Raw genomic sequence first — 26,445 nt, 5'->3', positions numbered from 1 at the left:
ATGCATGGGGATCCTGTGACGGAAAAACGCCTGATGATCCCGTTGTCGATCCTTGACCTGGCCCCGGTCTGCGAGGGCAGTGACACCACCACCGCCTTTGCCAACATGCTGGAACTGGCCCAGCACGGCGATGCGCTGGGCTACCGCCGCTACTGGCTGGCCGAACACCACAACATGCCCGGCATCGCCAGTGCGGCCACCGCCGTGCTGATCGGCCATGTCGCCGGCGGTACCCTTCGCATCCGGGTCGGTGCCGGCGGCATCATGCTGCCCAACCATGCCCCGCTGCAGGTGGCCGAGCAGTTCGGCACGCTGGCCTCGCTGTATCCGGACCGGATCGACCTGGGCCTGGGCCGCGCACCGGGTACTGACCAGCCGACCGCGCGTGCATTGCGCCGCTACTTCGACAGCGCGGACCAGTTCCCACAGGACGTGCGCGAGCTGCTGCACTACTTCGAGCCGGTTCAGCCGGGGCAGGCTGTGCAGGCCGTTCCAGGTGGCGGCCTGCGGGTACCGACCTGGATCCTCGGTTCCAGCCTGTTCGGCGCGCGCATGGCCGCGTCGATGGGCCTGCCGTATGCGTTCGCCTCGCACTTCGCACCCGACGCGATGGACGAAGCCCTTGCTGTCTACCGCCGCGAGTTCCGCCCCTCGGCGACGCTGAAGCAGCCGCACGCGATGCTGGCCCTGAACGTCGTTGCCAGCGACAGCGAGGCGGAGTCGCGCCGCCTTTTCACCAGCCAGCAGCAGAGTTTCGTCAACCTGCGTCGTGGCCGGCCGGGCAAGATTCCGGCACCGATCGACGACATCGAGTCCTTCTGGGAGCCGCACGAAAAACTGGGGGTGGAGCGGGCGCTGGCCTGCACCGTGCTGGGCGATCCGCAGCAGGTCGGGGAGGGCATCGCCGCGTTTGTCGAACGGCACAGGCCCGACGAGCTGATGCTCACCGCCAACCTGTACGACCACCGCGCGCGCTTGCGCTCGTTCGAACTGACCATGCAGGCCTGGCACGCCCGCCACGCGGGCTGAACAATTGCGTCACGGGCTGTTGCGGCCGTGCCCGGTCTGATGGGGGCTCATTCCGATGGAGTCCCCCACATGGCCGACACCCGTGCCGAACACGTCAACCAGCTGGCCGAACTGATCAAGGATGTGGAGGTGGCCATGTTCACCACCACCGGCGTCGACGGACGGCTCTACAGTCGGCCGCTGGCCACCCAGCAGGTCGCCTTTGACGGCGACCTGTGGTTCGTGATCACCGGCGACAGCCCGAAGGTGGCCGAGATCGCGCTCGACCCGCGGGTCAACGTGGCGTATGCCTCGCCCTCGAACAACACCTATGTCTCGGTGGCCGGGCGTGCCCGCGTCGTCGATGACCGCGCGAAGATCGAGGAGCTGTGGTCGCCGGCGATGAAACTGTTCTTCCCGGGTGGCAAGGACGATCCGAACCTGCGCCTGATCCACGTGCGCGCCGAGAGCGCCGAATACTGGGATGGCCCGGGCACGCTGCTGGGCAAGGCATTGAGCTTCGTGCTGTCGGCGGTGCAGGACGAACCGGCGGCGCTGGCCGACAACGGCTTCATCGATCTTCGGTGATGACCGATGTCCGGTATTGGTAGTGCCGGCCGCTGGCCGGCAACCCTGGAAACGTGGCAGCCGGCCAGCGCCCGGCTCTACCGGATGCCGCTTCAGAACCAGCGCTGGAACAGCTCCACTGTATAGCCCACCAGCTGCCCCGAACTGAAGCCGAAGAACGCGATCGCCACCAGTGCGGCGATCCAGTTGAACAGCATCAGCGCACCATCGCGTTCCAGCAGCGCCAGCGAGAACAGCAGCAGCTGGAAGCCGAACAGGAAGTTGGTGAACGGAATCGGCAACGACAGCAGCAGGCCCAGCAACACCAGCAGCAGGCCAGTGAACGCGTGTGCGGGCAGCGGTGTCAGCAGCTGCGGCAGGCGTGGCTTCAGCATCCTGTCCAGCCGCCGCAACGGGCGATCGATACGGTCCAGGAAGCGGTGCATGGTGCCGCGCTTCGGCCCGCGTCGGGCAATGAAACCGGGCAGCCAGGGGCGGCGCAGGCAACACAGCATCTGCAGGCCGATCAGGACCACCAGTGGGCCGCTGACCGCACCCCCCATGCCCGGGATCGGGATGAACGAGGGCAGGATCGCCACGAACAGGAACACGCCGAACGCGCTCTGCTGCAGGTTGCTGAGGATCTGGCCGAGCGGCATGTGCTCGGCGGGATCGCCGGAGGCGAACATCTCCAGCAGGGTGCGGATGCCCTCGTTGCGGTAGGCCGCGCGCTGAGCGCCTTGGCCCTGGCCGGTCTCAGGCGGTGAGCTCATCGGCCTGCTCGTCGGACAACGTGCGCAGCAGCAGCTTGTCCACCCGCGCACCGTCCAGGTCGACCACCTCGAAGCGCCAGCCGGCCCAGTCGAAGTACTCGCCTGCGTGCGGGATGCGGCCGAAGTAGTGGATGCACATGCCGGCCAGCGTGTAGTAATCGCCGTCCTCGGCATCGGGCAGGTCGTTGCTTCCGATCAGCTCGCGCAGGTCTTCGATCGGCAGCGAGCCGTCCACCAGCAGCGAGCCGTCCTCGCGGGTCACCACCAGGGCATCCTCGTCGGCATTCTCGACCGCCTGCAGGCGGCCGACCACGGCGCCCATCAGGTCGCTGATGGTCACCAGGCCCTGGATCTCGCCGTACTCGTCCACCACCAGCGCCATCGACTGCTGTTCCTCGCGGAAGATCTCCAGCAGCTTCATCGCGTGGGTCGATTCGGAGACGTACAGCGGTTCGCGCAGGGTCTGGAACAGCGCGTTGTCGCCGCGCGCCATGCGCGTGGCCAGCGATTTCAGCTCCAGCACGCCGACCACGTCCATGTCGTTGTCGCGGTACACCGGGTAACGGGAGAACTCGTGCTCGGCCATGATGTCCAGATTGCGCTCCAGCCCGGCCTGGGTGTCGAGCCAGGCGATGCGGTTGCGCGGCGTCATCAGGCTGTCGGCGGTGCGGTCGCCCAGGCGCATGACGCGGTTCATCATGTCGCGCTCGTGGGCGTCGATCACGCCGGCCTCGTGGCTCTCGGCCACCAGCATCCGGATCTCTTCTTCAGTCACCTGCGCGGCCTCGTCCTTGCCCAGGCCCAGCACCTTCAGCACCAGCTGGGTAGTCTTGGACAGGAGCCAGACGAAGGGCAGGGCGAGCCTGGCCAGCCAGCTCATCGGCATCGCGACCAGGCCGGCAATGGCCTCGGAACGTGTCAGGGCCAGGCGCTTGGGCACCAGTTCGCCGAAGATCAGCGTGATGAAGGTGATCAGCGAGACCGCCAGGGCGGTGCCTACTTCGCGCGCGTACGCAAAGCCGGGCATCAGGCCCTGCAGCCAGCCGGCGATCGCGTCGCCGATCGCATCACCACCGAGGTAGCCGGTGAGTACGCCGATCACGGTGATGCCGATCTGCACGGTGGACAGGAAGCTCTCCGGCTTCTCCGACAGCTCCAGCGCCTTGGCGGCGCGCTTGGAGGTGGCGGCCATCTGCTTCAGGCGGCTCTTGCGCGAGGTCATGACCGACATCTCGGACATGGCGAAGAAGCCGTTCAGCAGAACCAGCGCGAAGACAATCAGGATCATTTCAAACACGGGCGTCGTCCCCGGTTGGTGGCAGGGAGGGCGGGTGCTTGCGATGGCGGCAGGCGCTCAGGAACGGGGTCCGGCGCGGCGCAGGGGGATAAGGGTCGTCGTCCATAAGGTGCGCCTGAAGGCGCGCTGGCATCTTAGCAAAGGGGCGTGGCAGGGTGGCAACCGCCTGTTCAGGTTGGGGCTCCCAGAGCCCGGAAAGGGCGCGGGGATACCCGTGATGGTCATCTAGCCGTCATAATTCGCTCTGGTGCCGTCCTTCCCGCGACGGCTGACAGGTTTCTCAATGTTCTCTCTGCAGACCATTTTCGGTTCCGGCAAACAGTTCTACACCCTGCTCGATGAGGCTGCTGTCGCGGCTTCCGATGCCGCCAAGGCGCTGCATTCCATGCTGCGCGAGGCCGACCGCCAGCCCGCGCTGGACGCCTTCAAGCTGGCCCGCCTGCGCGAACGCGCGGCCTCGGACAAGATCAGCCAGGCGCTGGTGGACAGCTTCATGACCCCCATCGAGCGCGAAGACATCGAAGCGCTGGGTTCGGCCCTGTACAAGATTCCAAAGCAGATCGAGAAGTTCGCCGATCGCTATTCGCTGGCCACGACCCACCTGGAGCACATCGACTTCGCGCCGCGCGCGGCGATGCTGGAGCAGGCCGCCGGCGTGGTGGTGGAGATGGTGGCCGACCTGCGCCACATGAACCTGGACCGGATGACCGCGCTGAACGAGAAGCTGCGCTCGCTGGAGAACGAGGCCGACCGCCTGATGCTTGAGCTGTACCGCGACATCTACTCCGGTCGCCTGGACAACCTGCAGATGTTCCTGCTGAAGGAATTCTTCGAGATCCTGGAAAAGGCCATCGACCGTTGCCGCGAGGCTGGCGTGGTGGCGTACCAGATCGTGTTGAAGAACAGCTGACGGACGCCGCCGCATGTTGACCCTTGTCCTGGTAGTGATCCTGGCCGCGCTCGTCTTCGAGTTCATCAACGGCTTCCACGACACTGCCAATTCCATTGCCACCGTAGTGGCGACCAAGGTGCTCTCGCCCGGCTGGGCGGTGATGCTGGCCGCCTTCATGAACCTCATCGGTGCGCTGACCGGTACGGCGGTGGCGCTGACCATCGCCTCGGGCCTGCTCAACACCAACGTGGTGGAAGTCACCCCGCAGGTGATCCTGTGCGCGCTGCTGGGCGGCATCATCTGGAACCTGATCACCTGGTGGAAGGGACTGCCGTCCTCGTCCTCGCACGCGCTGATCGGCGGCCTCTGCGGCGCCGGCCTGGCTGCGGCCCACAACAACTGGGATGCCCTGATCTGGTCCGAGCGCCTGGGCAGCTGGGCGCAGAACAAGGGCCTGCTGTGGAAGGTGTTCGTGCCGATGATCACCTCGCCGATCGCCGGCTTCCTGCTCGGCATTGTGGTGATGGTGCTGCTGTGGGCGCTGATCGCCGGCCTGGCCAAGGTCGGTGGCGCCATCGGCCGCCTGGCCCGCCCGCGCATCGTCAATGCCTTCTTCGGCAAGGCGCAGATCGCCTCGGCGGCCTACATGGGCTTCGCCCACGGCCACAACGACGCGCAGAAGACCATGGGCATCATCGCGATGACCCTGATTGGTGCCGAAGCCACCGGCGCACTGAACGATCTCCCGTCCTGGCTGGCCTTCATGCACCCGGACGCGCACGCCGGTGACGGCATCGCCATGTGGATCGTGCTGACCTGCGCGGTGGTGATGGCGGCCGGTACCGCTTCGGGTGGCTGGAAAATCATCAAGACCCTGGGCCACAAGATGGTCAAGCTGCACCCGATCCACGGCTTCGCCGCGGAGACCAGCTCGGCCACCATCCTGACCCTGGCGGCCCACTTCGGCATGCCGGTCTCGACCACGCACAGCATCTCCACCGCGATCATGGGTGTCGGCTTCGCCAAGAACCCGCGTTCGCTGAAGTTCGGCGTGATCGAGCGCATCGTCTGGGCCTGGATCCTGACCATCCCGGCGGCCGGCGGGTGTGCGTACCTGATCCTGAAGCTGTTCGAACTGTTCGGCTGGACCTGATCGCCACGCCAGGGTTGCAAACGAAAAAGCCCGCCATATCAGGCGGGCTTTTTCATGGGCAAAGAATTTTTCCGCATACAACGTGTCGACCAAGGTCGACACCTACCAGAGCAGAACCAGGGTCAGAGCCCGTTGCCAAACAACGGGATCCACCCCCGTGCCGACCAACGGTCGGCACCTACCAACAGCGCCCGGAAACTGTCGAAGGCGGGGTGGGGTGGGCAGGCGGGGGCGCAGAGCGCCATGGATGGCGCTCTACGAGGCACGCAGGAGCAGTTTTTGCCGTCCCCCGCCTGCCCATCCCACCCCGCCATCCCACGGAATCCAGGCCTTTGCAGTCGCAGCTGCAGTTGCAGTTGATCCAGCGGGTGCCGGGCCGCAGGCCCGGCCGCCACCACCCATCAATTACGCTGGAACAGCGCCTTCACATCATTCCGGAACGCCGCCTGGCTGTCGGCCCGGCTGTAGAACATGTGCCCGCCCGGATAACTGCGCACCTGCACCCGGTCCGGATTGCTGCCCATCGTCGGCATCTGGTCCACGGTCAGGATCGAACCCATGAACGGGCACGACAGGTCGTTCCAGCCATGCACGATCAGCACCTGCAGGTGCGGGTCGATCGCCACGGCCTGGCGCAGCTGGGTCACCGCGCCATCGCGCAGCTCGCCATTGCGGTCCCACAGCCGGTTCACGTCGTAGTTCAGCGCCTGGTACCGCGCATCCACCTTCCAGCCGACCACGCGCGTCACGAAGTCGACCATCGCCGTGGTGGTCGGCGCGATGATGCTGTCCAGCAGCGGATCGTTGGCGCGCTGCTCCGGATCGTTCGGGAATGGATCGAACGCGGTCACGTTGGAGTCGTAACGGCTGCCCAGCGTGCCCTTGTCGCGGAATACTTCGCGCAGGTAGGCCTGCGTTTCCAGGCGGCCACCGGCACGGCGCACGAACTGCGGCTCCAGGCCGGTCAGTTCGGTCACCCGGCGCAGCATCGCCTCGGTTGCCTGCGGATCGCTACGGCCTTTCATCAAGGCGGTGGCGTAGTCGCCACGGGTGTATTCCACTACTTCGCGCATCGCTGCATCGGTCAGTTTGCCCTGGCGCTCCAGGTGCGCGGCGGCGATCGACGGCAGGGTCTGCATCCACGCCATCGGCGAGACATCGGCGTTGTCTTCCAGGGTCGGGCTCAGGTACGGCGAGACCAGTACCAGGCCGTTCATCGCCACGCCCAGCCGGGTCTGCAGGTAGTGGGTGATGCGCGGGCCGCGATAGCCGCCGTAGCTCTCGCCAGTCAGGTACTTGCGCGACGCCATGCGCTGGTTGCGCAGCAGCCAGTCGTAGATCGAGCGTGACAGGTATTCGATGTCGGCGCTGGGGTTGTACAGTGCCTTCTTCGCTTCATCGTCGCCGATCCGCGCGCGGCTGAAGCCGGTGCCGACCGGATCGATGAACACCAGGTCGGTGAAGTCCAGCCAGGTGCCGGGGTTGTCGTGCAGGGTCGCCGGCGCCGACGCGCTGTCACCCTCGGAGCCGAAGGTCACCACCTTGGGTCCGATCGCGCCCATGTTGAGGTACACCGACGACGCGCCGGGACCGCCATTGAGCGCGAAGGTCACCGGCCGGTCCTTACCCGGCATCGTATAGGCGGTGAACACCACATCGGCGATCACCTTGCCCTTGGCATCGCGTACCGGCAGGGTGCCGACGGTGGCGGTGTAGTCCAGGGTGCGGCCGGCCAGGCGCATGCTCTGGCGGGCTGAGGCGTCTGCGGGCAACGCAGACGCCTCGGTCTTGTCGTCTTTCGGATCGGGCTTGGCGTCGGCATCAGGCGCGGCCAGCACGCTGGCTGGGGCGATGAGCAGGCCGACGCAGAGCGCGGCAGTGTGCAGCAGGGACTTCATGGCACCGGGTGGGCAGCGGAAGGGGATTCCGATGCTAGGCCGGTGGCGGCCCATGTCGTATGTGTCCAAAGGCATGGCCGTGCGTTGAGCCCGCTACTGGCCAGATTGGGTCAAGCGGGCAGGGTGGCGGCCGCTTCGTCATCGGCCAGCAGGCCATAGACGGCCGAGTCGGCCAGTTCCCCCTGGATCCGCCAGCGCTGGCGCAGCACTCCCTCGCGGCGGAAGCCCAGGCGTTCGAGCACGTGCGCGGAGGGTGCGTTGCGCGGGTCGATCTCGGCTTCCACGCGATGCAGGTGGAGGGTGCCGAACAGGTAGGCCAGTACCTGCTGCAGGGCCTCGTGCATGTAGCCCTGGCCCTGGCGATCCGGTGCCAGCAGGTAGCCGATCTCGGCGCGTGCCGCATCGCGGTCCAACGCAAACACCACGCAGATGCCCAGCAACGGGCCGTCCAGCGTTTCGCGCACGGCCAGCTTGAGCTGGGTGCCGGTGGCCTGTGCCGCCAGGTCATCGTCGATCTGCGCGCGTGCCTCGGACGGTCGTGTCCATGCAGGATGGTTCCAGAACCGCATCACGTCCGGATCGGACTGGATTGCGAACAGGGCGGCCGCATCGTCGCGGCGGATCGGGCTCAGGACGAGGCGCGCGCTGTGCAGCGGCAGGCCGGGAAACAGCAGGGAGTGGCTGGCCAATACATTGGTCCACACGGATGGACGCGCATTATGGCGCCGCCGGGTTTGCCGATGGGGGTGGGATCTCTGTAGAGCCGAGCCGATGCTCGGCTGCCCGGCACGGCGCGGAATGCAGCCGAGCGTGGGCTCGGCTCTACAGGAGGGCTGCGGGAGTCAGACTTCCAGCGAAGCCAGGTCGCCCTTCGACTCCAGCCAGCCCTTGCGGTCGGAGGCGCGCTTCTTGGCCAGCAGCATGTCCATCAGCGAGCTTGTCTGCTCGCGATCGTCCACGGTCAGCTGCACCAGCCGGCGCGTATCGGGGTGGATGGTCGATTCACGCAGCTGAGGCGGGTTCATCTCGCCCAGGCCCTTGAAGCGGGTCACGTTGATGGCGCCCTTGATCTTCTCGCGTTCGATCTTGTCCAGCATCGAGCGCTTTTCTTCCTCGTCCAAGGCATAGAACACCTGCTTGCCCACGTCGATGCGGAACAGTGGCGGCATGGCCACGAACACGTGGCCGGCATCGACCAGCGCAGGGAAGTGCCTGAGGAACAGCGCGGTCAGCAGTGTTGCGATGTGCAGGCCGTCGGAGTCCGCGTCGGCCAGGATGATGACCTTGCCGTAGCGCAGGCCGCTGATGTCGTCCTTGCCCGGGTCGCAGCCGATCGCGATCGCCAGGTTGTGCACTTCTTCCGAGGCCAGCACGCTGTTGGAGGAAACCTCCCAGGTGTTCAGGATCTTGCCGCGCAACGGCATGATGGCCTGGAAATCCTTGTCGCGGGCCTGCTTGGCGCTGCCGCCTGCCGAATCACCTTCCACCAGGAACAGCTCGGTGCGCGACAGGTCCTGGCTGATGCAGTCGGCCAGCTTGCCGGGCAGGGCCGGGCCCTGGGTGACCTTCTTGCGGACGACCAGCTTTTCGGTCTTCAGACGGGCGCTGGCGCGCTCGATGGCGATCTGCGCGATCTTCTCGCCCAGCTCCACGTTCTGGTTGAGCAGCAGGCTGAAGGCATCATGGGCGGCACCTTCGATGAAGCCGGCCGCCTGGCGTGAGGACAGGCGTTCCTTGGTCTGGCCGCTGAACTGCGGGTCGGTCATCTTCAGCGACAGCACGAACGACACGCGGTCCCACACGTCTTCCGGGGCCAGCTTGACGCCACGCGGCAGCAGGTTGCGGAAGTCGCAGAACTCGCGCAGCGCCTCGGTCAGGCCGGTACGCAGGCCGTTGACATGGGTGCCGTGCTGGGCGGTGGGGATCAGGTTGACGTAGCTTTCCTGCACCAGCTCGCCTTCCGGCAGCCAGGCCACTGCCCAGTCCACGACCTCGGTGTCCTTCTTCAGGCTGCCGACGAACAGCTCGGCCGGCAGCATCTCGCGATCACCCAGCTCCAGCTTCAGGTAATCGCGCAGGCCGTCTTCGTAGTACCAGGTATCGACTTCACCGGTGGCTTCATCGGTCAGCTTCACGGTCAGGCCCGGGCACAGCACGGCCTTGGCGCGCAGCAGGTGCTTGAGCGCGCGCACCGCGAACTTCGGCGTATCGAAGTACTTCGGGTCCGGCCAGAAGCGCACGCGGGTACCGGTGTTCTTCTTGCCGACGCTGCCAACTACTTCCAGCGGTGTGGCGCGGTCGCCATTGCGGAAGGTGATGCGGTGTTCGGCACCGTCGCGCTTGATGTGCACTTCCACCAGGGTCGACAGCGCGTTGACCACGCTGACGCCGACGCCGTGCAGACCACCGGAGAAGGTGTAGTTGTTGTTGCTGAACTTGCCGCCGGCATGCAGGCGGGTGAGGATCAGCTCGACGCCCGGGATCTTCTCTTCCGGATGGATGTCCACCGGCATGCCGCGGCCGTCATCGCTGACCTCCACGCTGCCGTCCTTGTACAGGGTGATCTCGATCGAGCGGGCGTGGCCGGCGAGGGCCTCGTCCACCGAGTTGTCGATCACTTCCTGCGCCAGGTGGTTCGGGCGCGCGGTGTCGGTATACATGCCGGGACGGCGCTTGACCGGGTCAAGGCCGGACAGGACTTCAATATCGGCGGCGTTATAGCGGGCGTTCATCTGTCTTCGAAAGCTTGGAGCGACGGGCAAGTGTGGGGTCTGGCACGGGATTTTGCACGCCTGCGGTTCAGTCTCGGCGACGCAGAGGGGGTAAAATGGCAGCCGCTGGAATCTGAACGCCGGCGCTCCGTTGGATCAGAACGTCCAAGCCATACCGCGAGGAGGACTCCATGAAGAAGTTGCTGACCATTGCGATCCTGGCCGCTGCCGCCGTTGCAGTGCCGCTGGTGGTGGCGCAGAACGCCGGCCAGTCGGCCCCGCAACAGGGTGATCAGGCCGACAAGGCCCAGGCCGAGGCCGATGCAAAGGCCAAGCGCCGGGCCCAGGCCAATGCCCAGATGAAGGCGCAGGGCCAGCCGGCCCCGCAGCAGGAAGAGGAAGAGGAAGCGCGCAAGAAGCGCTGATCCTGCAGCCTGCCAGGCGCCCTTGCGACAAGGGTTGCGCACCGGAACGCCCCGCTCAGCGGGGCGTTTCTTTTTGGGAACGTGGCGTCTGCCCCTTGGGTTGGCGGCCATCAATCTGTAAACTATGGCTTTCCGGGAGTAAGTGCGTGTCCACCATTTGCGAATGGGCTGGAGCGGCCAAGCGTGGCTTCCAGCATGGCGGGTCGCAGGTGACGGTCGATTTGGCCGGCACGGCCGCCCCGACCTCGCACGATGGTTCCGGTCCGGCGCCTGCCGCCGCACGGATCCGCACCTCCCTCGCTGCCTCAGCGAACCGGAAAACCCCCTCTGAGCACCATGCCCGCCCACCGGGTGCGCGTGGTGCTGCCGTTTTCCATTTCCAGACAGGATGCTTGCAGCCATGACTCCCTTGATTTTCGTAACCGGCGGCGTGGTGTCCTCGCTCGGCAAAGGCATTGCCGCCGCGTCGCTGGCCGCCATTCTTGAAGCCCGTGGCCTGAAGGTCACGATGATGAAGCTCGACCCGTACATCAACGTCGACCCGGGCACCATGAGCCCGTTCCAGCACGGTGAGGTCTACGTCACCGACGACGGCGCGGAGACCGACCTCGACCTGGGCCACTACGAGCGCTTCGTGCGCACCCGCCTCAGCCGCAAGAACTCGGTCACCACCGGGCGCATCTACGAGAACGTGATCCGCAAGGAGCGCCGCGGCGACTACCTGGGCGCGACCGTGCAGGTCATTCCGCACATCACCGACGAGATCCGTCGCTGCATCGACGAAGCCACCGAAGGCTACGACGTGGCACTGGTCGAGATCGGCGGCACCGTGGGCGACATCGAGTCGCTGCCGTTCCTGGAAGCGATCCGCCAGGTGCGCACCGAGCGCGGCCCGGAGAAGGCGCTGTTCATGCACCTCACCCTGGTGCCGTACATCGGTGCCGCCGGTGAGCTGAAGACCAAGCCGACCCAGCACTCGGTGAAGGAACTGCGCTCGATCGGCATCCAGCCGGACGTGCTGTTGTGCCGTTCAGAACAGGCGGTGCCGGATTCGGAGCGCCGCAAGATCGCCCAGTTCACCAACGTCTCCGAGCGTGCAGTGATCAGCGTGCCGGACGTCGACGTGCTGTACCGCATTCCGTCGGGCCTGCATGCACAGGGCCTGGACGAAATCGTGGTGAACCAGCTGAAGCTGGCCGACAAGGCCGGTCCGGTCGATCTTTCGATGTGGGAAGACGCGGTCGACGCGACCCTGCACCCGCTGGATGAAGTGACCATCGCCGTGGTCGGCAAGTACGTCGACCACCAGGATGCCTACAAGTCGGTCGGCGAAGCACTGAAGCACGGCGGCCTGCGCCAGCGCACCAAGGTCAACCTGAAGTGGCTGGAAGCACAGGACCTGGAAGGCACCGACATGGCTGCACTGGCCGATGTCGACGGCATCCTGGTGCCGGGTGGCTTCGGTGACCGTGGTTTCGAAGGCAAGGTGCTGACCTCGAAGTTCGCCCGCGAGCAGCAGGTGCCGTACTTCGGCATCTGCTACGGCATGCAGGCGGCCGTGGTCGACTACGCGCGCAACGTGGTCGGCCTGGAAGGTGCCAACAGCACCGAGAACGACCGCCAGTCGCCGAACCCGGTGATCGGCCTGATCACCGAATGGCGCACCGCCAGCGGCGATGTCGAGAAGCGTGACGACAAGAGCGACCTCGGCGGCACCATGCGCCTGGGCCTGCAGGAACAACGCCTGAAGCCGGGCACGCTGGCCCGCGAGCTGTACGGCAAGGACGTGGTCGCCGAGCGCCACCGCCACCGCTACGAGTTCAACAACCGTTACCGCACCCAGCTGGAAGATGCGGGCCTGGTGATCGCCGGCAAGTCGATGGACGACACCCTGGTGGAAGTGGTCGAGCTGCCGCGCGATGCCCACCCGTGGTTCCTGGCCTGCCAGGCGCACCCGGAATTCCTGTCCACGCCGCGTGACGGCCACCCGCTGTTCATCGGTTTCATCCGTGCCGCGCGCGAGCGCAAGGCCGGCGGCAAGCTGCTTTCCGAAGCGCGCGCCTGACTTGTGAATGGGGGCTTCGGCCCCCATCCTGCATGCTTCAACCCCCAGCGCACCGGCCCGTCCGGTGCTGCGGACAACAAGGAAACGCCATGAAACTGTGTGGATTCGAGGTCGGGCTGGACCAGCCCCTGTTCCTGATCGCCGGCCCCTGCGTGATCGAGTCGATGCAGCTGCAGCTCGATACCGCCGGCAAGCTGAAGGAGATCACCGACAAGCTCGGCGTCAACTTCATCTTCAAGTCCAGCTTCGACAAGGCCAACCGCACTTCGGGTACCGCATTCCGCGGCCCGGGCATGGAAGAGGGCCTGAAGGTGCTGGCCGAAGTGAAGAAGCAGATCGGCGTGCCGGTGCTGACCGACGTCCACGAGTACACCCCGATGGATGAGGTGGCCTCGGTGGTGGATGTGCTGCAGACCCCGGCGTTCCTGGTCCGCCAGACCGACTTCATCCGCAAGGTGTGCTCGGCCGGCAAGCCGGTCAACATCAAGAAGGGCCAGTTCCTGGCGCCGTGGGACATGAAGCCGGTCGTGGAGAAGGCCAAGGCCACCGGCAACGAGCAGATCATGGTCTGCGAGCGCGGTGCCAGCTTCGGCTACAACAACCTGGTCAGCGACATGCGTTCGCTGGCGGTGATGCGCGAGACCGGTTGCCCGGTGGTGTTCGACGCTACCCATTCGGTGCAGCTGCCGGGCGGGCAGGGCACCAGTTCCGGTGGCCAGCGTGAGCACGTGCCGGTGCTGGCCCGTGCCGCCGTGGCGGTGGGCATCTCCGGCCTGTTCGCCGAGACTCATCCGGACCCGTCCAAGGCGCTGTCCGATGGTCCCAACGCGTGGCCGCTGGACCAGATGGAGGCCCTGCTCGAGACCCTGATGGAACTGGACGCGGTGACCAAGAAGCACGGCTTCTCGCGCTTCGCGTGAGTCGTGACCCGTGGCTGGCGCTGGAAAACCAGCGCCGCCGCCGGCACTGGAAACAGTGGCCCTGGGGCCTGATCGCACTGGGCCTGGCCGTGCTGTTCACCGTGGGCATGTTCGGTCTGGTGCTGATCGGCGCCGCGTCAGTGCGCCCACCAGGTGATGGCGGCAGCGCGCTCAATCTGCGCGTGTACTTCATTGCGCTGCAGGTTGCAGAGCTGGTCGGCGCCGTGGGATGCGTCGCTGCCGCCGTACTGGCCTGGCGCCTGAACCGTGGCAAGGTGGCCGCCGGGTTGGCGATCATCCTGCTGTCGCTGTGGCTTGGCGCCCTGTTCTACGGGCTGTTTTGATGAATGCGACCCTGGCAACCCGTGATCGGCCCTGGGGCCTGATCGCGCTGGCGCTGGCTGTTCTTGCCTGGGCCGGCCTGGTGGCAGCTGTATTCGCCTTCGCCGCCAGTTTCGGTTCGCCCGGGGATGGCAGCCATGGCATGCAGGCCATGCAGTACTGGATCTGGGCTGCACTGGCCATGCTCGTGCTGTCCTTCGTTGGCAGCCTGGTGGCGATGGTGATGGCCTGGCGTTGCCGCCGCGGCGGCGTAGTGGCGGCCATTGCTGGTGGCCTGCTGGTGGTGATGGTGTCGTTGATCCTGATGGTGATCGGGGCCACTCTGGCCTGACGGCGCCCACGCCATTTGGCAAGTGGCGGGCAGCCGGGGATAATCACGCGGCATTCGTTTTGTCGCCCCCTCTCCAGACAGGTAACCGGCCCGACCATGAGTACGATCCGCAGCATCCACGCCCGTGAAATCCTCGACAGCCGTGGCAACCCCACGCTGGAAGCCGAAGTCATCCTGGAGGACGGTTCGTTCGGTCGTGCCGCGGTTCCCTCCGGCGCCTCGACCGGCACCAAGGAAGCGGTCGAGCTGCGTGATGGCGACAAGACCCGTTACCTGGGCAAGGGCGTGCGCAAGGCCGTCGACAACGTCAACACCACCATCGCCAACGCGCTGAAGGGTTTTGAAGCCACCGACCAGGCCGGCCTCGACCGTCGCCTGATCGATCTTGATGGCACCGAGAACAAGGGCCGCCTGGGCGCCAACGCGCTGCTGGGTGTTTCGATGGCCGCCGCGCACGCCGCCGCTGCATCGAACAAGCAGGCGCTGTGGCAGTACCTGGCCGCCAAGACCGGCGTTACCCCGTCGCTGCCGGTGCCGATGATGAACATCATCAATGGTGGCGCGCACGCCGACAACAACGTGGACTTCCAGGAGTTCATGGTGCTGCCGGTCGGCTTCACCTCGTTCTCCGAAGCGCTGCGCGCCGGCACCGAAATCTTCCATTCGCTGAAGTCGGTGCTGAAGGGCCACGGCCTGAGCACGGCGGTGGGCGACGAAGGCGGTTTCGCGCCGGACTTCCGCAGCAACGTCGAAGCGCTGGACACCATCCTCGAAGCGATCGGCAAGGCCGGCTACACCGCCGGTGAAGACGTGCTGCTGGGCCTGGACGTGGCGTCCAGCGAATTCTTCGAGAACGGCAAGTACAACCTGGTCGGCGAGAACAAGCGCCTGACTTCCGAGCAGTTCGTCGACTTCCTCGCTGACTGGGCCGCGCAGTACCCGATCATCACGATTGAGGATGGCCTGGCCGAGAATGATTGGGCGGGTTGGAAGCTGCTGACCGACCGCATCGGCAAGAAGGTGCAGCTGGTCGGCGACGACCTGTTCGTGACCAACCCGAAGATCTTCCAGGAAGGCATCGACTCGGGCACCGCCAACGCGATCCTGATCAAGGTCAACCAGATCGGCACGCTAAGCGAAACCCTGGAAGCGATCGCCATGGCTGATCGTGCCGGCTACGCCGCCGTGGTTTCGCACCGCTCGGGTGAAACCGAAGACACCACCATCGCTGACATCGCCGTGGCTACCACCGCCACCCAGATCAAGACCGGCTCGCTGTGCCGCAGCGATCGCGTGGCCAAGTACAACCAGCTGCTGCGCATCGAGGAAGCCCTCGGCGCCGGCGCGCGTTACGCCGGTCGTGACGCGTTCGTTTCGCTGAAGCGCTGAGCCGATGCGCGACTGGCGCTGGATGCTGCTGGTGCTGGCCCTGTTGCTGGGCTGGCTGCAGTACCGCTTCTGGTTCGGTCCGGGCAATTCGGGTGAAGTGATGATGCTCGAAGCCCAGGTCGCCAACCAGGAGCGGGACAACGAGGGCCTGCAGCAGCGCAACGACGCGCTGGCCGCCGAAGTGAAGGACCTCAAGGAAGGCCAGTCCGCCATCGAGGAGCGCGCGCGCAGCGAGCTGGGCATGATCAAGCCTGGCGAGAAGTTCTACCGTGTGGTCGAGGATGCGCCGGTCCAACCGGCGCAACCTGCGGCAGGTGTCAGCGCCCAGGTCGGCGATCATCCGGCGGACGTGCCATGAGTGGGGCGATCTGGGTGGTGGTTCCGGCCGCCGGCCGTGGCGCCCGCTTCGGCGCACCGCTGCCCAAACAGTACCTGCAGGCCGGCGGGCAGATCCTGCTCGCCCATACCCTGGACGCGCTGCTGGCGCACCCGGCCGTGGCCGGCGCGATGGTGGTGATCGGACAGGACGACGGTGACTGGCCTGGCTGGAGTGAATGGGCCGGCAAGCCGGTGCTGACCTGCATCGGCGGCGCGACCCGTGCCGCCTCGGTGCTGGCCGGGCTGCAGGCCCTGCCGGACTCGGTGCGTGCCGATGAATTCGTGTTGGTCCACGATGCGGCGCGGCCGAACCTGTCACTTGCCGATCTTGGGCGGCTGCTTGAAGTCGGTCGTGCCGACCCGGTCGGGGCGATCCTGGCCGCACCGGTGCGCGACACCCTCAAGCGCGCGGGCGATGACGGTGGCATCGATGGCACCGAGCCGCGCGAGCGCCTGTGGCGTGCATTGACGCCGCAGCTGTTCCGCCGCCACCAGCTCAGCCGCGCGCTGTCCGAAGCCGCTGCCGCCGGTGTCGAAGTCACCGACGAGGCCATGGCCATGGAGCGCCAGGGCCAGCGCCCGCTGCTGGTGGAAGGCAGCGAGGACAACTTCAAGGTAACCACTCCGGCCGATCTCGACCGGTTCGAATTCGTACTTTCCCGTCGCGCCGGCTGATTGCCCGCGCGGCCCTGCTGCAAGGGTTGCATCCATGAGCACCGCACCGTTCCCGCCCGTCCGCATCGGCCAGGGCTACGACGTCCATGCCTTCGGTGAGGGCGATCACATCATGCTCGGTGGGGTGAACGTGCCGCACAGCTGTGGCGTGCTCGCGCACAGCGACGGCGACGTGATCCTGCATGCCCTGTGCGACGCGATGCTCGGTGCGCTGGCGCTGGGTGACATCGGCCAGCACTTCCCGCCGAGTGATGACCGCTGGAAGGGCGCTGACAGCAGCGATTTCGTACGCCATTGCGACAGCCTGCTGCGCGAGCGTGGCTGGCGCGTCGGCAACACCGACATCACCGTGATCTGCGAGCGTCCGAAGGTCGGTCCGCATGCGCTGGCCATGCGTGAGCGCATCGGTGCGCTGCTGCAGCTGCCGCTGGATGCGGTCAGCGTCAAGGCCACCACCTCGGAGAAGCTGGGCTTTACCGGCCGTGGAGAAGGCATCGCCGCACAGGCGGTGGTGCTGCTGGTGGCGGCATGATCCCGCTGCCGCTTGCGTTTGGTGCGCCGTTGCTGTCGGCGCGCATCCGCACCACGCCGGAAGATTTCCAGGTCGACGAGTTGCCGGCGTTCGAGGCCACTGGCGAGGGCGAGCACCTGCTGCTGCACATCCGCAAGCGCGGTGCCAACACCGTGCATGTGGCCAAGCTGCTGGCCAAGTGGGCCGGCCTGCCGGAAATGGCGGTGAGCTACGCCGGCATGAAGGACCGCCATGCGGTCACCACCCAGCGCTTCAGCGTGCACCTGCCCAAGCGCATTGCACCGGATCTGGCCGAGCTGGACAGTGATGAGATCGAAGTGCTCGAAGCCACCTGGCACAACCGCAAGCTGCAGCGCGGCGCCTTGGCCGGCAACCGCTTCAAGCTGGTGCTGCGCCAGGTGCGGGGCGATGCTGCAGCGATCAGTGAGCGTTTGCAGCAGATTGCCAGCCGGGGCCTGCCGAACTGGTTCGGTGAGCAGCGCTTCGGCCGCGACGGCGGCAACGTGCCGGCCGCATTGGCGATGTTCGGGGGCCGCCGCATGCGCAAGGACCAGCGTTCGCTGCTGTTGTCTGCCGCCCGTTCGGCGCTGTTCAACCGCGTGCTGGCCGCGCGCGTGGAGCAGGGCAGCTGGGATCAGCCACTGGAGGGCGAAGTGTGGATGCTGGACGGCAGTCGCAGCGTGTTCGGCCCCGAGCCGTACACCGACGTGCTGGCCGAGCGCCTCGCGCGGTTCGACATCCATCCCAGCGCACCGTTGTGGGGCGAAGGCGAGCTGCGCAGCGCCGACGCTGCACGTGAGCTGGAGCTGGCCGCGCTGGACGACGAGGAATCGAAGGCGCTGCGCGCTGGCCTGGAAGACGCACGGTTGAAACAGGAGCGCCGCGCGCTGCGCCTGCGCCCGGCGCTGCTGCAGCATCAGTGGCTGGCCAGTGATGTACTGGAACTCTCGTTCGCGCTGCCGCCGGGCTGCTACGCCACCGCTGTACTGCACGAGCTGGGCCCGGTCGAAGACGCCTCGCAGGCCTGAGCAGGGCGCACGGTAGAGTCGACTGTCAGTCGACTTGCGCGCGCAGCGCGGGGTATTCGCTTGCCGCTGGAAGAGCAGTCGACTGACAGTCGACTCTACCTGGACTCATGGCGTCCCCTTTTTTCAGCGCCGCGCCAGCAGCACCAGTACCGCGCCGGTCCCGCCTTGTCCGGTCGGCGCTGAATGGAACGCCAGCACGTCGTTGCGCAGCCGCAGCAGGCGGTCAACCAGGTTCTTCAGCACCGGCGCACCGCCATCGGCTTGCAGGCCCTTGCCGTGGATGATGCGCACGCAGCCATATTCGTGTGCATGCGCTTCAAGCAGGAACTGGCGCAGCAGCGTCTCCGCCTGCGCGGCGGTGGCGCCGTGCAGGTCCAGCTCGTCCTGCACCGAGTACTGGCCACGCTTGAGGCGCTGGAACAGGCGTGGTGGCAGGTTGTCGCGTCGATAGCTGGCCACATCGCCGGCTTCCAGCGGGGTGCTGTCGCGCAGCAGCCGGGCGAACTCGCCGGCGGCGTCGGCCTCGTCACGTTCGGCCATCCGCGCACGCGGCTTCGGTCGCGGCGCGGCAGGTGCCGGCTCGGCATCCTTGCGCAGCGGCGTCACTTCGCCGATGGCCGCACGGAACAGCGCGGCGGGATCTTCGTCTTCAGGGTGCGACATGCGCACAGGGTAAACCGCCGGCGCAGGTCTGCCTATGACGGTTCGATGTCGGCCGTGACCGCCGGCAGGGTAGGACCGGCGGCTCGCATGCGGCACAATAGACGATGCGCTTGCAGGGTCGACGGCTTCCGCAGGGGAGCGCGGCGGTCCCGCTTACACTGCACGGTGACGGAATCGAATTCTTGGAAAATCAAGCGGTTAAATCGAAGATGCGAATCCTGGTCAGCAATGACGATGGTGTCGACGCTGCAGGCATCCGGATGCTTGCCTCGGTCCTGCGCGAGGCTGGGCACGAGGTTACGGTGGTCGCACCCGACCGCGATCGCTCCGGCGCCAGCAACTCGCTGACGCTGGATCTGCCGATACGGCTCAAGCGCATCGACCATTACACCGTCTCGGTGGCCGGCACCCCGACCGACTGCGTGCACCTGGCGCTGACCGGCCTGCTTGAATTCGAGCCCGACATTGTCGTGTCCGGCATCAACAACGTCGCCAACCTCGGTGATGACGTGATCTATTCCGGCACTGTTTCGGCGGCGATGGAAGGTCGCTTCCTGGGCCTGCCCGCCGTGGCGGTGTCGCTGGTCAGCCGCAACCACGATCCGAAGCACTACGAAACCGCTGCGCGCGCCGCGGTCGAGATCGTTGCACGGCTCAAGGCCGACCCGCTGCCGGCCGACACCATCCTCAACGTCAACGTGCCGGACCTGCCGTGGAGCGAGGTCAAGGGCTTCGAGGTCACGCGCCTCGGCAACCGCCATCGTGCCGAAGGCTGCATCGCGCAGAAGGATCCACGCGGCAACGAGGTGTACTGGATCGGCCCGGCCGGCCGCGAGCAGGACTCCGGCCCGGGTACCGATTTCCACGCCGTGCGCACCGGCCACATCTCGATCACGCCGATCCAGGTCGACCTCACCCGCTACCAGGCGCTGGAGAAGGTGGCCAGCTGGGTCGGCGGCCTCAGCGCAGCCCTGGACCAGCCGGCATGAGCCCACGCCTGCGCCTGCAACCGGAAGCTGTGGGTATCGGCATGACCTCGCAGCGCGTGCGTGACCGTCTGGTCGACCGCCTGCGCGAAGCCGGCATCGTCGACGAGCCGACCTTGAACGCGATCCGGGTGGTGCCGCGCCATCTGTTCATCGACGAAGCGCTGGCCTCGCGTGCCTACGAGGATACCGCGCTGCCCATCGGCCACGGCCAGACCATCTCTCAACCCTGGGTGGTAGCGCGGATGACCGAAGCGGTCCTCCAGGTCGCGCCCAAGCGCGTGCTGGAAGTGGGCACCGGTTCCGGGTACCAGGCCGCCATCCTCGGTGCGCTGGGCCTGGAGGTCTACACCGTGGAGCGCATCGGCGACCTGCTGCGCCAGGCGCGCAAGCGCTTCCGTGCGCTGGGCATGAACATCCGCACCAAGCATGACGACGGTCGCGTCGGCTGGGCCGAGCACGGTCCCTTCGATGCCATCGTGGTCACTGCGGCGGCGCCGGCACTGGTCGACGCGCTGATCGAGCAGCTGGCCGAGGGCGGCCGGCTGGTGGCGCCGGTCGGTGGTCCCGGGGCGCAGTCGCTGGTGCAGCTGGACCGCAAGGCCGACGGCAGCATCGAACAACACGTGCTGGCGCCGGTCACCTTCGTGCCGCTGCTGTCTGGCATGCTCGACTAATCCACGGAGCAGGGTTGCATGAAGATTTTCGGGCCGCTGTACGAGCGGGCGATGAAGTGGGCGGCGCACGAACGCGCGCCGACCTACCTGACGGTGTTGAGTTTCTTCGAAGCGATCATTTTCCCGGTGATGCCGGAGGTGATGCTGGCGCCGATGTGCGTGGCCCAGCCCAAGCGCGGCTGGTGGTTCGCTACCCTCAGCCTGGCCGGCTCGATGCTCGGCGCGCTGGTTGGCTATGCACTGGGTCACTACGCCTTCGAGGCGATCAAGCCGTTGTTCGAAGCGCTGGGCATGCTGCCGGCGATCGAGCAGGGCATCACCACCGTGCAGGCGAAGATGGCCGAGTCGCCCTGGGCGGTGTTCACCTTCCTGGTGCTGGGCGGATTCATGCCCATCCCGATGAAGGTCTTCACGTGGGCATCGGGTATCGTCGGCGTACCCATGCCGCAGTACCTGCTGAGCATGCTGATCGGTCGCGGCAAGCGCGTGTTCGTGCTGGCCGCGGTCATCCGTATCGGTGGTGCGCGTGCCGAAGCCGCACTGCGTCGCTGGATTGAACCGCTGGGCTGGATCGCCACTGCGCTGGTGGTGGTGCTGATCGCCTGGCTTGTATGGAGGTCGAAGTTCGCATGAGTCCTGATCGTCTGAGCAAGGGAGTGCGCATCGGCGCGCTGGCGTTGCTGGTTTCCACCCTGGCCGCCTGCGGTACCGCCACCGTGGTCCGCCCGGGAGGCGGCAGCGCCGGTGGCGGCGTGAGCACGCCGAAGACCTCGGTGCCCAAGCCCGGGCAGACCGTGGTGGTGCGCAAGGGCGACACCATCTATGCGCTGGCTCGCATCCATGACATCACCCCGGCCGACCTGATCGCCTGGAACCGCCTGGACAATCCGTCGACCATCTACCCCGGCCAGGTGATCCGCCTGTATCCGCAGGGGGCCACCAGCGGCCGTGCGCCGACCACGGTGGTCACCGCGCCGCGCCAGGGTGGCGGCAGTGCTGGCAGCACCGCACCGACGACGGCGCCGGTGGGGCCGGTGAAGAGCAACATTGCCTGGCGTTGGCCGGCCGACGGCGCGATTGTCGGCCGCTACGTGGCCGGTGACGCGACCAAGCAGGGCGTGGACATCGCCGGTACCAGCGGCCAGCCGGTAAAGGCCGCCGCCAATGGCGTGGTGGTGTATTCCGGTGCCGGCCTGGTCGGCTACGGCGAGCTGATCATCATCAAGCACAGCGACCAGTGGCTGTCGGCCTATGGCCACAACCGCAAGCGCCTGGTGAATGAAGGGCAGAGCGTGAAAGCCGGCGAGCAGATCGCCGAAATGGGCCGCACCGGTGCGAACCGCGACATGGTCCACTTCGAGATTCGCTACAACGGCAAGCCGGTCGACCCGCAGCAGTATCTGCCGGCGCGCTGACGCAGGCAGAGACGGGTAGCGCCGGGCCGTGCCCGGCGGCTTTCCGCGCCGCGATGCGGCGCCGCCCGGGCACGGGCTCGGGCTCGGGCTCGGGCGCTACAGAGTCAAGTGTGATCCAGGGTGGCGCCGGGCCATGTCCGGCGGCACCACGTCAGCCTTCGAGAATGAAGGCGGCGGCGACCTTGCGGCCTTCGCCGGCCAGGATGTTGAACGTACGCGCGGCGGCTGGATTGTTCATCACTTCCAGGCCGATGCCGCGTGACAGGCAGGCGGCCATCACCGCCGCCGGCGGGAACACCTGACGGTCACCCGTGCCGAGCACGATCAGCGCCGGGTTCAGCGCCAGGATCGGCTCCAGGTCAGCCAGCTGCAGCGCAGTGGCGCTCACCGCCGGCCATTGCGTGACCAGCTGGTCCGGGGTCAGGAAGAAACTGCTGCCCAGCAGCTGGTCATTGACCTTGGCCGAGCGGCCATCGGCGGCGCGCAGGCTGTAGGCGTAGTCCGGCGGTTCGTGGTTCAGCTGCATGGCAGTAGGCCGATCAGCCGCGCGGCAGCACGATCTGGCGCTGTTCCCTGCTCGGGCGGTACAGCACGGCGACGTGGCCGATGCGCTGCACCAGCGCGCTTTCGGTGGCTTCGACGATCTCGCCGATCATCACGTCACGGGCCTCGCGGTCTTCGGCAGCGACCTTCACCTTGACCAGCTCGTGGCGCTCCAGCACTTCGTTCAGCTCCGCAATGAAGGCCGGGGTCACACCCTTGCCGCCGGTCTGCAGCAGGGCCTTCAGGTCGTGGGCTTGGCCGCGCAGGAAACGGGTCTGGGAGGCGGTCAGGGCGATGGACATGCAGGAAAAGACGGTTGAATGGGGCGATCAGGGTATCATGAGGACCCCATCAGCCCCTATTTTCAATGGCTACCCGCAGCAAAAGCAGCCAGCGCTGGCTCAAGGAACACTTCTCCGACCCCTTCGTGAAGAAGGCCCAGGCCGAAGGCATGCGCTCGCGTGCCGCCTACAAGCTCGAAGAGCTGCTGGAACGTGACCGGTTGCTGAAGCCGCACATGGTGGTGGTCGACCTCGGCGCGGCCCCGGGCGGCTGGTCTCAACAGGTGCGGAGACAGATCGGCGATACCGGCCGGGTGCTGGCCCTGGATATCCTGGACATGCCGCCGCTGGCCGGCGTGGAGTTCCTTCATGGTGACTTCAGGGAAGAAGCCGTCCTATCGCAGATTGAAGCCATGCTCGGGGACCAGCCGGTAGACCTTGTGCTGTCGGACATGGCCCCCAATAAGAGTGGTGTGGGTGCGGTCGACCAGCCGCGGATGATGCACCTGGCGGAGCTGGCCCTGGATTTTGCCGACAACCACCTCAAGACCGGTGGGGCGTTCCTGATCAAGCTGTTCCAGGGTGAAGGCTTTGACGACTACGTGCGCGACATGCGCCGCCGGTACGACAAGGTCTCCATCCGCAAGCCGGAAGCCTCGCGCAAGCGCTCTCCCGAGGTGTATGCCTTGGGTCAGGGAAAACGCGCCCACATGAAGTAAGCTCGCAATGTACGCAAGTTCGACCCCCACGCAACGCCAGCACTGAGAGGAACACCGGAGCCAATGAGGATGAACGACTTGACCAAGAACCTCCTGCTATGGGTGGTCGTCGCCGTCGTGCTGATGGTGGTCTTCCAGAGCTTCTCGCCGAAGTCCTCCGGAGCCGGCGCGCAGGGCGCGTCGTACTCGCAGTTCCTGGACCAGGTGGACAGCGGAAACGTGCAGAAGGTCGCCTTCGGCGGCGACATGCGCGGCGGCACCAGCCAGCTGACCTACACCACCCGCGGCGGGCAGACATCCACCATCACCGCACCGTTCGATCGCGACCTGATCAACGTGCTGCGCACCAAGAACGTGGAGATCGTGCAGGAGGAGCCGTCCAGCGGCATTTCCCTCGGCGCGATCCTGATGAATTTCCTGCCGGTCATCCTGATCATCGGCTTCTGGTTGTTCATCATGCGCCAGATGCAGGGCGGCGGTGGCGGTGCCAAGGGCGCGATGTCCTTCGGCAAGTCGCGCGCCAAGCTGCAGGGCGAGGACCAGATCAAGGTCACCTTCGCCGACGTCGCCGGCTGCGACGAGGCCAAGGAAGAAGTGGGCGAGCTGGTCGACTTCCTGCGCGACCCGTCCAAGTTCACCAAGCTGGGCGGCAAGATTCCGCGCGGCGTGCTGATGGTGGGCCCGCCGGGTACCGGCAAGACGCTGCTGGCCAAGGCCATTGCCGGCGAAGCCAAGGTGCCGTTCTTCTCGATCTCCGGTTCGGACTTCGTGGAAATGTTCGTCGGCGTCGGCGCCAGCCGCGTGCGCGACATGTTCGAGCAGGCCAAGAAGCATGCCCCGTGCATCATCTTCATCGATGAAATCGACGCTGTCGGCCGCCACCGTGGCGCCGGCCTGGGCGGCGGCCACGACGAGCGCGAGCAGACCCTGAACCAGCTGCTGGTCGAGATGGACGGTTTTGAAGGCGGCGAAGGCGTGATCGTGATCGCCGCGACCAACCGTCCGGACGTGCTGGACCCGGCGCTGCTGCGCCCGGGCCGTTTCGACCGCCAGGTCGTGGTCGGCCTGCCGGACGTGAAGGGCCGCGAGCACATCCTGAAGGTCCACATGCGCAAGCTGCCGCTGGCCGACGACGTCGAGCCGATGGTGATCGCGCGCGGTACCCCGGGCTTCTCCGGCGCCGACCTGGCCAACCTCTGCAACGAGGCCGCCTTGTTCGCTGCGCGTGGCAACGAGAAGGAAGTCCGCATGGACCACTTCGACCGTGCCCGCGACAAGATCCTGATGGGCGCCGAGCGCCGCTCGATGGCCATGAGCGAAGAGGAGAAGACCCTCACTGCCTACCACGAAGCCGGTCACGCCATTGTCGGCCGTCTGGTACCCGAGCATGATCCGGTCTACAAGGTCACGATCATTCCGCGTGGCCGTGCGCTGGGTGTGACCATGTACCTGCCGGAAGGCGACAAGTACTCGATGAACCGCGTCGCGATCCAGTCGCAGCTGTGCTCGCTGTACGGCGGCCGCGTCGCCGAAGAGCTGATTTTCGGCGAGGACAAGGTCACCACCGGTGCCTCCAACGACATCGAGCGTGCCACCAAGATGGCCCGCAACATGGTCACCAAGTGGGGCCTGTCCGAGCAGCTCGGTCCGATCGCCTATGGCGAAGAGGACGATGAGGTGTTCCTGGGCCGGTCGGTTACCCAGCACAAGAGCGTGTCCAACGACACGGCGCGCCGTATCGACGAGGAAGTGCGCAATATCCTCGACAAGGCCTACGCCCGTACTACCCAGCTGCTGACCGAGAACATCGACAAGCTGCACGCGATGTCCCAGCTGCTGCTGCAGTACGAGACCATCGATGCGCCGCAGATCGACGCGATCATGGAAGGTCGTGATCCGCCGCCGCCGGCGGGCTGGAGCAAGTCGAACAAGGACGGTGGCAACGACAAGGGCGGCGACGCCCGTCCGCTGCCGCCGATCGCGGGTCCGGCCGAATCGCACTGACGGTCCCCTGCAGGTGCACCAGACGAGGCCGGGGCAACCCGGCCTCGTCGTTTCCGGGCCACTGGCCCATCCCGAAGATCCGATCTGACGCTGGAGCCCGCATGTCCGCCCCGAAGCCCGAACCTATTTCCCACACCGCTGAAATGGTCATCGCCACCGTGGTCGGCGTGGGTGTGGGCCTTGGGGCCGACAACCTGCTGCTGGGCTGCGTGGTGGGTATCGGTGTCGGCATTGTGCTGAGCATTGCCAGGACCCTGTACGTGGACCGCAAGCGCCGCCGCCACTGAGGAGGGGGCGGGAGGGCTGCGCCCTGCACCCGTGGTAGTGCCGGCCGCTGGCCGGCAACCTCAACAGCAACAGCGGGCTTTCCGTAGGATGGCGGGGCGGTGTCGGAGTGCGGGGACGCCGTAAATCCGTCCATGGAGGCTTGGCAGCCGCATCCATGCGGCTGACACCCCGCACTCCGACACCGCCCCACCTCTGACAGATTCCGGGAGCTGTTGGTAGGTGTCGACCTTGGTCGACACGTAGATCCACGCCATGCGTGGATGAATCTCCATCTAAATCGAACATCTCGATATCCGGGAGATCTGAGCCGAGCATGGCTCGGCTCTACAGAAAACAGGGCCCGACAGATCGTGGAAATCTGTCGAAGGCGGGGTGGGTCCGGTTGCGGGGGCGTGAGCCGCATGGGCCCGAGGCATGCCTCGGGCGGGTTGGGCAGGACGCCCAACCCCGGTCTTGCCGTGTGCGCAGGACAGCGCACACGAGCA

The 26,445-nt window shown here is 66.5% G+C and carries 29 protein-coding genes; 21 read left to right on the top strand and 8 right to left on the bottom strand.

Annotated elements, in window-relative coordinates:
* The first annotated feature begins 33 nt into the window (after positions 1–33).
* Together AC5P65_RS17385 and AC5P65_RS17380 are read left to right on the top strand one after the other, a co-directional pair.
* Complete coding sequence (locus tag AC5P65_RS17385) at positions 34–1,029, top strand: LLM class flavin-dependent oxidoreductase (protein ID WP_111097733.1); 996 nt, start codon at positions 34–36, stop codon at positions 1,027–1,029.
* 69 nt (positions 1,030–1,098) lie between these two features.
* Positions 1,099–1,596 (top strand): pyridoxamine 5'-phosphate oxidase family protein, encoded by a 498-nt coding sequence (locus AC5P65_RS17380; protein WP_021204404.1) that lies wholly within the window; start codon positions 1,099–1,101, stop codon positions 1,594–1,596.
* 92 nt (positions 1,597–1,688) lie between these two features.
* On the opposite strand, the gene AC5P65_RS17375 is transcribed toward AC5P65_RS17380, so the two are convergent.
* On the bottom strand, positions 1,689–2,348 hold the full coding sequence (locus AC5P65_RS17375) for an exopolysaccharide biosynthesis protein (protein ID WP_021204405.1): 660 nt from the start codon (positions 2,346–2,348) through the stop codon (positions 1,689–1,691).
* Positions 2,332–3,636: a hemolysin family protein gene (locus AC5P65_RS17370; protein ID WP_005416017.1), complete on the bottom strand. Its 1,305-nt coding sequence runs from the start codon at positions 3,634–3,636 to the stop codon at positions 2,332–2,334. The genes AC5P65_RS17375 and AC5P65_RS17370 overlap by 17 nt, the downstream gene beginning before the upstream one ends.
* 292 nt (positions 3,637–3,928) lie before the next feature.
* On the opposite strand from AC5P65_RS17370, the gene AC5P65_RS17365 reads away from it, so the two are divergent.
* Both AC5P65_RS17365 and AC5P65_RS17360 read left to right on the top strand, forming a co-directional pair.
* Positions 3,929–4,555 (top strand): DUF47 domain-containing protein, encoded by a 627-nt coding sequence (locus AC5P65_RS17365; RefSeq protein ID WP_004152833.1) that lies wholly within the window; start codon positions 3,929–3,931, stop codon positions 4,553–4,555.
* A 13-nt stretch (positions 4,556–4,568) separates the two neighbouring features.
* A complete protein-coding gene (locus AC5P65_RS17360; protein WP_019658889.1) occupies positions 4,569–5,690 on the top strand; it encodes an inorganic phosphate transporter in 1,122 nt (373 codons plus the stop codon).
* Between the two features lie 401 nt (positions 5,691–6,091).
* Here the strand turns inward: AC5P65_RS17360 and AC5P65_RS17355 are convergent, their stop codons facing one another.
* The 3 genes from AC5P65_RS17355 to parE all read right to left on the bottom strand — a co-directional run bounded on the left by AC5P65_RS17355 (position 6,092) and on the right by parE (position 10,320).
* Positions 6,092–7,588: a S10 family peptidase gene (locus AC5P65_RS17355; protein WP_180832953.1), complete on the bottom strand. Its 1,497-nt coding sequence runs from the start codon at positions 7,586–7,588 to the stop codon at positions 6,092–6,094.
* Between the two features lie 110 nt (positions 7,589–7,698).
* Entirely contained in the window at positions 7,699–8,277 is a 579-nt protein-coding gene (locus AC5P65_RS17350) for a GNAT family N-acetyltransferase (protein WP_019658887.1), read from the bottom strand.
* Positions 8,278–8,430: 153 nt separating this feature from the next.
* Entirely contained in the window at positions 8,431–10,320 is a 1,890-nt protein-coding gene (gene parE, locus AC5P65_RS17345; RefSeq protein WP_019658886.1) for a DNA topoisomerase IV subunit B, read from the bottom strand.
* Positions 10,321–10,490: 170 nt separating this feature from the next.
* Here parE and AC5P65_RS17340 point away from each other — a divergent pair, with 170 nt between their 5' ends.
* The 10 genes from AC5P65_RS17340 (at position 10,491) to truD (ending at position 18,384) form a co-directional block, all read left to right on the top strand.
* A complete protein-coding gene (locus tag AC5P65_RS17340) occupies positions 10,491–10,724 on the top strand; it encodes a hypothetical protein (protein WP_019658885.1) in 234 nt (77 codons plus the stop codon).
* A 400-nt stretch (positions 10,725–11,124) separates the two neighbouring features.
* Positions 11,125–12,789 (top strand): CTP synthase, encoded by a 1,665-nt coding sequence (pyrG, locus tag AC5P65_RS17335; protein WP_005416023.1) that lies wholly within the window; start codon positions 11,125–11,127, stop codon positions 12,787–12,789.
* 89 nt (positions 12,790–12,878) lie between these two features.
* Positions 12,879–13,709, top strand: coding sequence for a 3-deoxy-8-phosphooctulonate synthase (gene kdsA, locus AC5P65_RS17330; protein ID WP_010485995.1), 831 nt, complete (start codon positions 12,879–12,881; stop codon positions 13,707–13,709).
* Positions 13,706–14,053, top strand: coding sequence for a hypothetical protein (locus tag AC5P65_RS17325; protein WP_134735897.1), 348 nt, complete (start codon positions 13,706–13,708; stop codon positions 14,051–14,053). Before kdsA ends, AC5P65_RS17325 begins: the two co-directional genes overlap by 4 nt.
* Positions 14,053–14,382 carry a hypothetical protein gene (locus tag AC5P65_RS17320; protein WP_019658882.1) on the top strand — a complete coding sequence of 110 codons (330 nt, stop codon included), beginning with the start codon at positions 14,053–14,055 and terminating at the stop codon, positions 14,380–14,382. Before AC5P65_RS17325 ends, AC5P65_RS17320 begins: the two co-directional genes overlap by 1 nt.
* A 96-nt stretch (positions 14,383–14,478) precedes the next feature.
* Positions 14,479–15,771: a phosphopyruvate hydratase gene (eno, locus tag AC5P65_RS17315; RefSeq protein WP_014036739.1), complete on the top strand. Its 1,293-nt coding sequence runs from the start codon at positions 14,479–14,481 to the stop codon at positions 15,769–15,771.
* Between the two features lie 4 nt (positions 15,772–15,775).
* Entirely contained in the window at positions 15,776–16,129 is a 354-nt protein-coding gene (ftsB, locus tag AC5P65_RS17310; RefSeq protein ID WP_019658881.1) for a cell division protein FtsB, read from the top strand.
* The gene (gene ispD, locus AC5P65_RS17305) at positions 16,126–16,824 is read left to right on the top strand and encodes a 2-C-methyl-D-erythritol 4-phosphate cytidylyltransferase (RefSeq protein WP_019658880.1); all 699 of its coding nucleotides are present in this window, start codon (positions 16,126–16,128) and stop codon (positions 16,822–16,824) included. Before ftsB ends, ispD begins: the two co-directional genes overlap by 4 nt.
* A gap of 34 nt (positions 16,825–16,858) precedes the next feature.
* The gene (gene ispF / locus AC5P65_RS17300) at positions 16,859–17,356 is read left to right on the top strand and encodes a 2-C-methyl-D-erythritol 2,4-cyclodiphosphate synthase (protein ID WP_021204089.1); all 498 of its coding nucleotides are present in this window, start codon (positions 16,859–16,861) and stop codon (positions 17,354–17,356) included.
* Positions 17,353–18,384: a tRNA pseudouridine(13) synthase TruD gene (gene truD, locus AC5P65_RS17295; protein WP_111103050.1), complete on the top strand. Its 1,032-nt coding sequence runs from the start codon at positions 17,353–17,355 to the stop codon at positions 18,382–18,384. Before ispF ends, truD begins: the two co-directional genes overlap by 4 nt.
* Positions 18,385–18,507: 123 nt before the next feature.
* Here truD and AC5P65_RS17290 read toward each other — a convergent pair whose 3' ends face one another.
* Entirely contained in the window at positions 18,508–19,047 is a 540-nt protein-coding gene (locus AC5P65_RS17290; RefSeq protein ID WP_111103041.1) for a Smr/MutS family protein, read from the bottom strand.
* A gap of 209 nt (positions 19,048–19,256) precedes the next feature.
* On the opposite strand from AC5P65_RS17290, the gene surE reads away from it, so the two are divergent.
* From surE to AC5P65_RS17270, 4 genes are read left to right on the top strand one after another with little or no spacing between them, the layout of a single operon-like run.
* Entirely contained in the window at positions 19,257–20,036 is a 780-nt protein-coding gene (surE, locus tag AC5P65_RS17285) for a 5'/3'-nucleotidase SurE (RefSeq protein WP_019658877.1), read from the top strand.
* Positions 20,033–20,710, top strand: coding sequence for a protein-L-isoaspartate(D-aspartate) O-methyltransferase (locus tag AC5P65_RS17280; RefSeq protein WP_010485977.1), 678 nt, complete (start codon positions 20,033–20,035; stop codon positions 20,708–20,710). Before surE ends, AC5P65_RS17280 begins: the two co-directional genes overlap by 4 nt.
* 18 nt (positions 20,711–20,728) lie before the next feature.
* Positions 20,729–21,343: a YqaA family protein gene (locus AC5P65_RS17275; protein ID WP_021204087.1), complete on the top strand. Its 615-nt coding sequence runs from the start codon at positions 20,729–20,731 to the stop codon at positions 21,341–21,343.
* The gene (locus tag AC5P65_RS17270; protein WP_180832955.1) at positions 21,340–22,125 is read left to right on the top strand and encodes a peptidoglycan DD-metalloendopeptidase family protein; all 786 of its coding nucleotides are present in this window, start codon (positions 21,340–21,342) and stop codon (positions 22,123–22,125) included. The genes AC5P65_RS17275 and AC5P65_RS17270 overlap by 4 nt, the downstream gene beginning before the upstream one ends.
* Positions 22,126–22,276: 151 nt before the next feature.
* On the opposite strand, the gene AC5P65_RS17265 is transcribed toward AC5P65_RS17270, so the two are convergent.
* Positions 22,277–22,651 carry an Mth938-like domain-containing protein gene (locus tag AC5P65_RS17265; RefSeq protein ID WP_180832956.1) on the bottom strand — a complete coding sequence of 125 codons (375 nt, stop codon included), beginning with the start codon at positions 22,649–22,651 and terminating at the stop codon, positions 22,277–22,279.
* 13 nt (positions 22,652–22,664) lie between these two features.
* Positions 22,665–22,970 (bottom strand): ribosome assembly RNA-binding protein YhbY, encoded by a 306-nt coding sequence (yhbY, locus tag AC5P65_RS17260; RefSeq protein ID WP_019658872.1) that lies wholly within the window; start codon positions 22,968–22,970, stop codon positions 22,665–22,667.
* A 65-nt stretch (positions 22,971–23,035) separates the two neighbouring features.
* Between yhbY and rlmE the strand changes: the two genes are divergently transcribed.
* The 3 genes from rlmE to AC5P65_RS17245 all read left to right on the top strand — a co-directional run bounded on the left by rlmE (position 23,036) and on the right by AC5P65_RS17245 (position 25,959).
* Entirely contained in the window at positions 23,036–23,668 is a 633-nt protein-coding gene (rlmE, locus tag AC5P65_RS17255; RefSeq protein ID WP_495215776.1) for a 23S rRNA (uridine(2552)-2'-O)-methyltransferase RlmE, read from the top strand.
* A gap of 69 nt (positions 23,669–23,737) precedes the next feature.
* Positions 23,738–25,672 carry an ATP-dependent zinc metalloprotease FtsH gene (gene ftsH / locus AC5P65_RS17250; protein ID WP_058980127.1) on the top strand — a complete coding sequence of 645 codons (1,935 nt, stop codon included), beginning with the start codon at positions 23,738–23,740 and terminating at the stop codon, positions 25,670–25,672.
* Between the two features lie 101 nt (positions 25,673–25,773).
* The gene (locus AC5P65_RS17245; RefSeq protein WP_019658870.1) at positions 25,774–25,959 is read left to right on the top strand and encodes a hypothetical protein; all 186 of its coding nucleotides are present in this window, start codon (positions 25,774–25,776) and stop codon (positions 25,957–25,959) included.
* Positions 25,960–26,445: the final 486 nt, after the last annotated feature.

The sequence above is a fragment of the Stenotrophomonas sp. YJH_SMC_48-3 genome, from assembly GCF_059369375.1.
Note: the sequence above shows the minus strand (reverse complement) of the source record. Positions and strands in the feature narration are given on the sequence as shown.

Bases quoted from the DNA above. Each gene is read 5' to 3' on its own strand.
- AC5P65_RS17265 (WP_180832956.1), bottom strand. From the start codon at position 22,651: ATGCAGCTGAACCACGAACCGCCGGACTACGCCTACAGCCTGCGCGCC.
- ftsH (WP_058980127.1), top strand. From the start codon at position 23,738: ATGAACGACTTGACCAAGAACCTCCTGCTATGGGTGGTCGTCGCCGTC.
- surE (WP_019658877.1), top strand. From the start codon at position 19,257: ATGCGAATCCTGGTCAGCAATGACGATGGTGTCGACGCTGCAGGCATC.
- yhbY (WP_019658872.1), bottom strand. From the start codon at position 22,970: ATGTCCATCGCCCTGACCGCCTCCCAGACCCGTTTCCTGCGCGGCCAA.
- ispF (WP_021204089.1), top strand. From the start codon at position 16,859: ATGAGCACCGCACCGTTCCCGCCCGTCCGCATCGGCCAGGGCTACGAC.
- truD (WP_111103050.1), top strand. From the start codon at position 17,353: ATGATCCCGCTGCCGCTTGCGTTTGGTGCGCCGTTGCTGTCGGCGCGC.
- AC5P65_RS17320 (WP_019658882.1), top strand. From the start codon at position 14,053: ATGAATGCGACCCTGGCAACCCGTGATCGGCCCTGGGGCCTGATCGCG.
- AC5P65_RS17290 (WP_111103041.1), bottom strand. From the start codon at position 19,047: ATGTCGCACCCTGAAGACGAAGATCCCGCCGCGCTGTTCCGTGCGGCC.
- rlmE (WP_495215776.1), top strand. From the start codon at position 23,036: ATGGCTACCCGCAGCAAAAGCAGCCAGCGCTGGCTCAAGGAACACTTC.
- parE (WP_019658886.1), bottom strand. From the start codon at position 10,320: ATGAACGCCCGCTATAACGCCGCCGATATTGAAGTCCTGTCCGGCCTT.
- AC5P65_RS17370 (WP_005416017.1), bottom strand. From the start codon at position 3,636: ATGATCCTGATTGTCTTCGCGCTGGTTCTGCTGAACGGCTTCTTCGCC.
- kdsA (WP_010485995.1), top strand. From the start codon at position 12,879: ATGAAACTGTGTGGATTCGAGGTCGGGCTGGACCAGCCCCTGTTCCTG.
- AC5P65_RS17360 (WP_019658889.1), top strand. From the start codon at position 4,569: ATGTTGACCCTTGTCCTGGTAGTGATCCTGGCCGCGCTCGTCTTCGAG.
- ftsB (WP_019658881.1), top strand. From the start codon at position 15,776: ATGCGCGACTGGCGCTGGATGCTGCTGGTGCTGGCCCTGTTGCTGGGC.
- ispD (WP_019658880.1), top strand. From the start codon at position 16,126: ATGAGTGGGGCGATCTGGGTGGTGGTTCCGGCCGCCGGCCGTGGCGCC.
- AC5P65_RS17375 (WP_021204405.1), bottom strand. From the start codon at position 2,348: ATGAGCTCACCGCCTGAGACCGGCCAGGGCCAAGGCGCTCAGCGCGCG.
- AC5P65_RS17380 (WP_021204404.1), top strand. From the start codon at position 1,099: ATGGCCGACACCCGTGCCGAACACGTCAACCAGCTGGCCGAACTGATC.
- AC5P65_RS17280 (WP_010485977.1), top strand. From the start codon at position 20,033: ATGAGCCCACGCCTGCGCCTGCAACCGGAAGCTGTGGGTATCGGCATG.
- AC5P65_RS17245 (WP_019658870.1), top strand. From the start codon at position 25,774: ATGTCCGCCCCGAAGCCCGAACCTATTTCCCACACCGCTGAAATGGTC.
- AC5P65_RS17365 (WP_004152833.1), top strand. From the start codon at position 3,929: ATGTTCTCTCTGCAGACCATTTTCGGTTCCGGCAAACAGTTCTACACC.
- AC5P65_RS17275 (WP_021204087.1), top strand. From the start codon at position 20,729: ATGAAGATTTTCGGGCCGCTGTACGAGCGGGCGATGAAGTGGGCGGCG.
- AC5P65_RS17385 (WP_111097733.1), top strand. From the start codon at position 34: ATGATCCCGTTGTCGATCCTTGACCTGGCCCCGGTCTGCGAGGGCAGT.
- AC5P65_RS17340 (WP_019658885.1), top strand. From the start codon at position 10,491: ATGAAGAAGTTGCTGACCATTGCGATCCTGGCCGCTGCCGCCGTTGCA.
- pyrG (WP_005416023.1), top strand. From the start codon at position 11,125: ATGACTCCCTTGATTTTCGTAACCGGCGGCGTGGTGTCCTCGCTCGGC.
- AC5P65_RS17270 (WP_180832955.1), top strand. From the start codon at position 21,340: ATGAGTCCTGATCGTCTGAGCAAGGGAGTGCGCATCGGCGCGCTGGCG.
- eno (WP_014036739.1), top strand. From the start codon at position 14,479: ATGAGTACGATCCGCAGCATCCACGCCCGTGAAATCCTCGACAGCCGT.
- AC5P65_RS17355 (WP_180832953.1), bottom strand. From the start codon at position 7,588: ATGAAGTCCCTGCTGCACACTGCCGCGCTCTGCGTCGGCCTGCTCATC.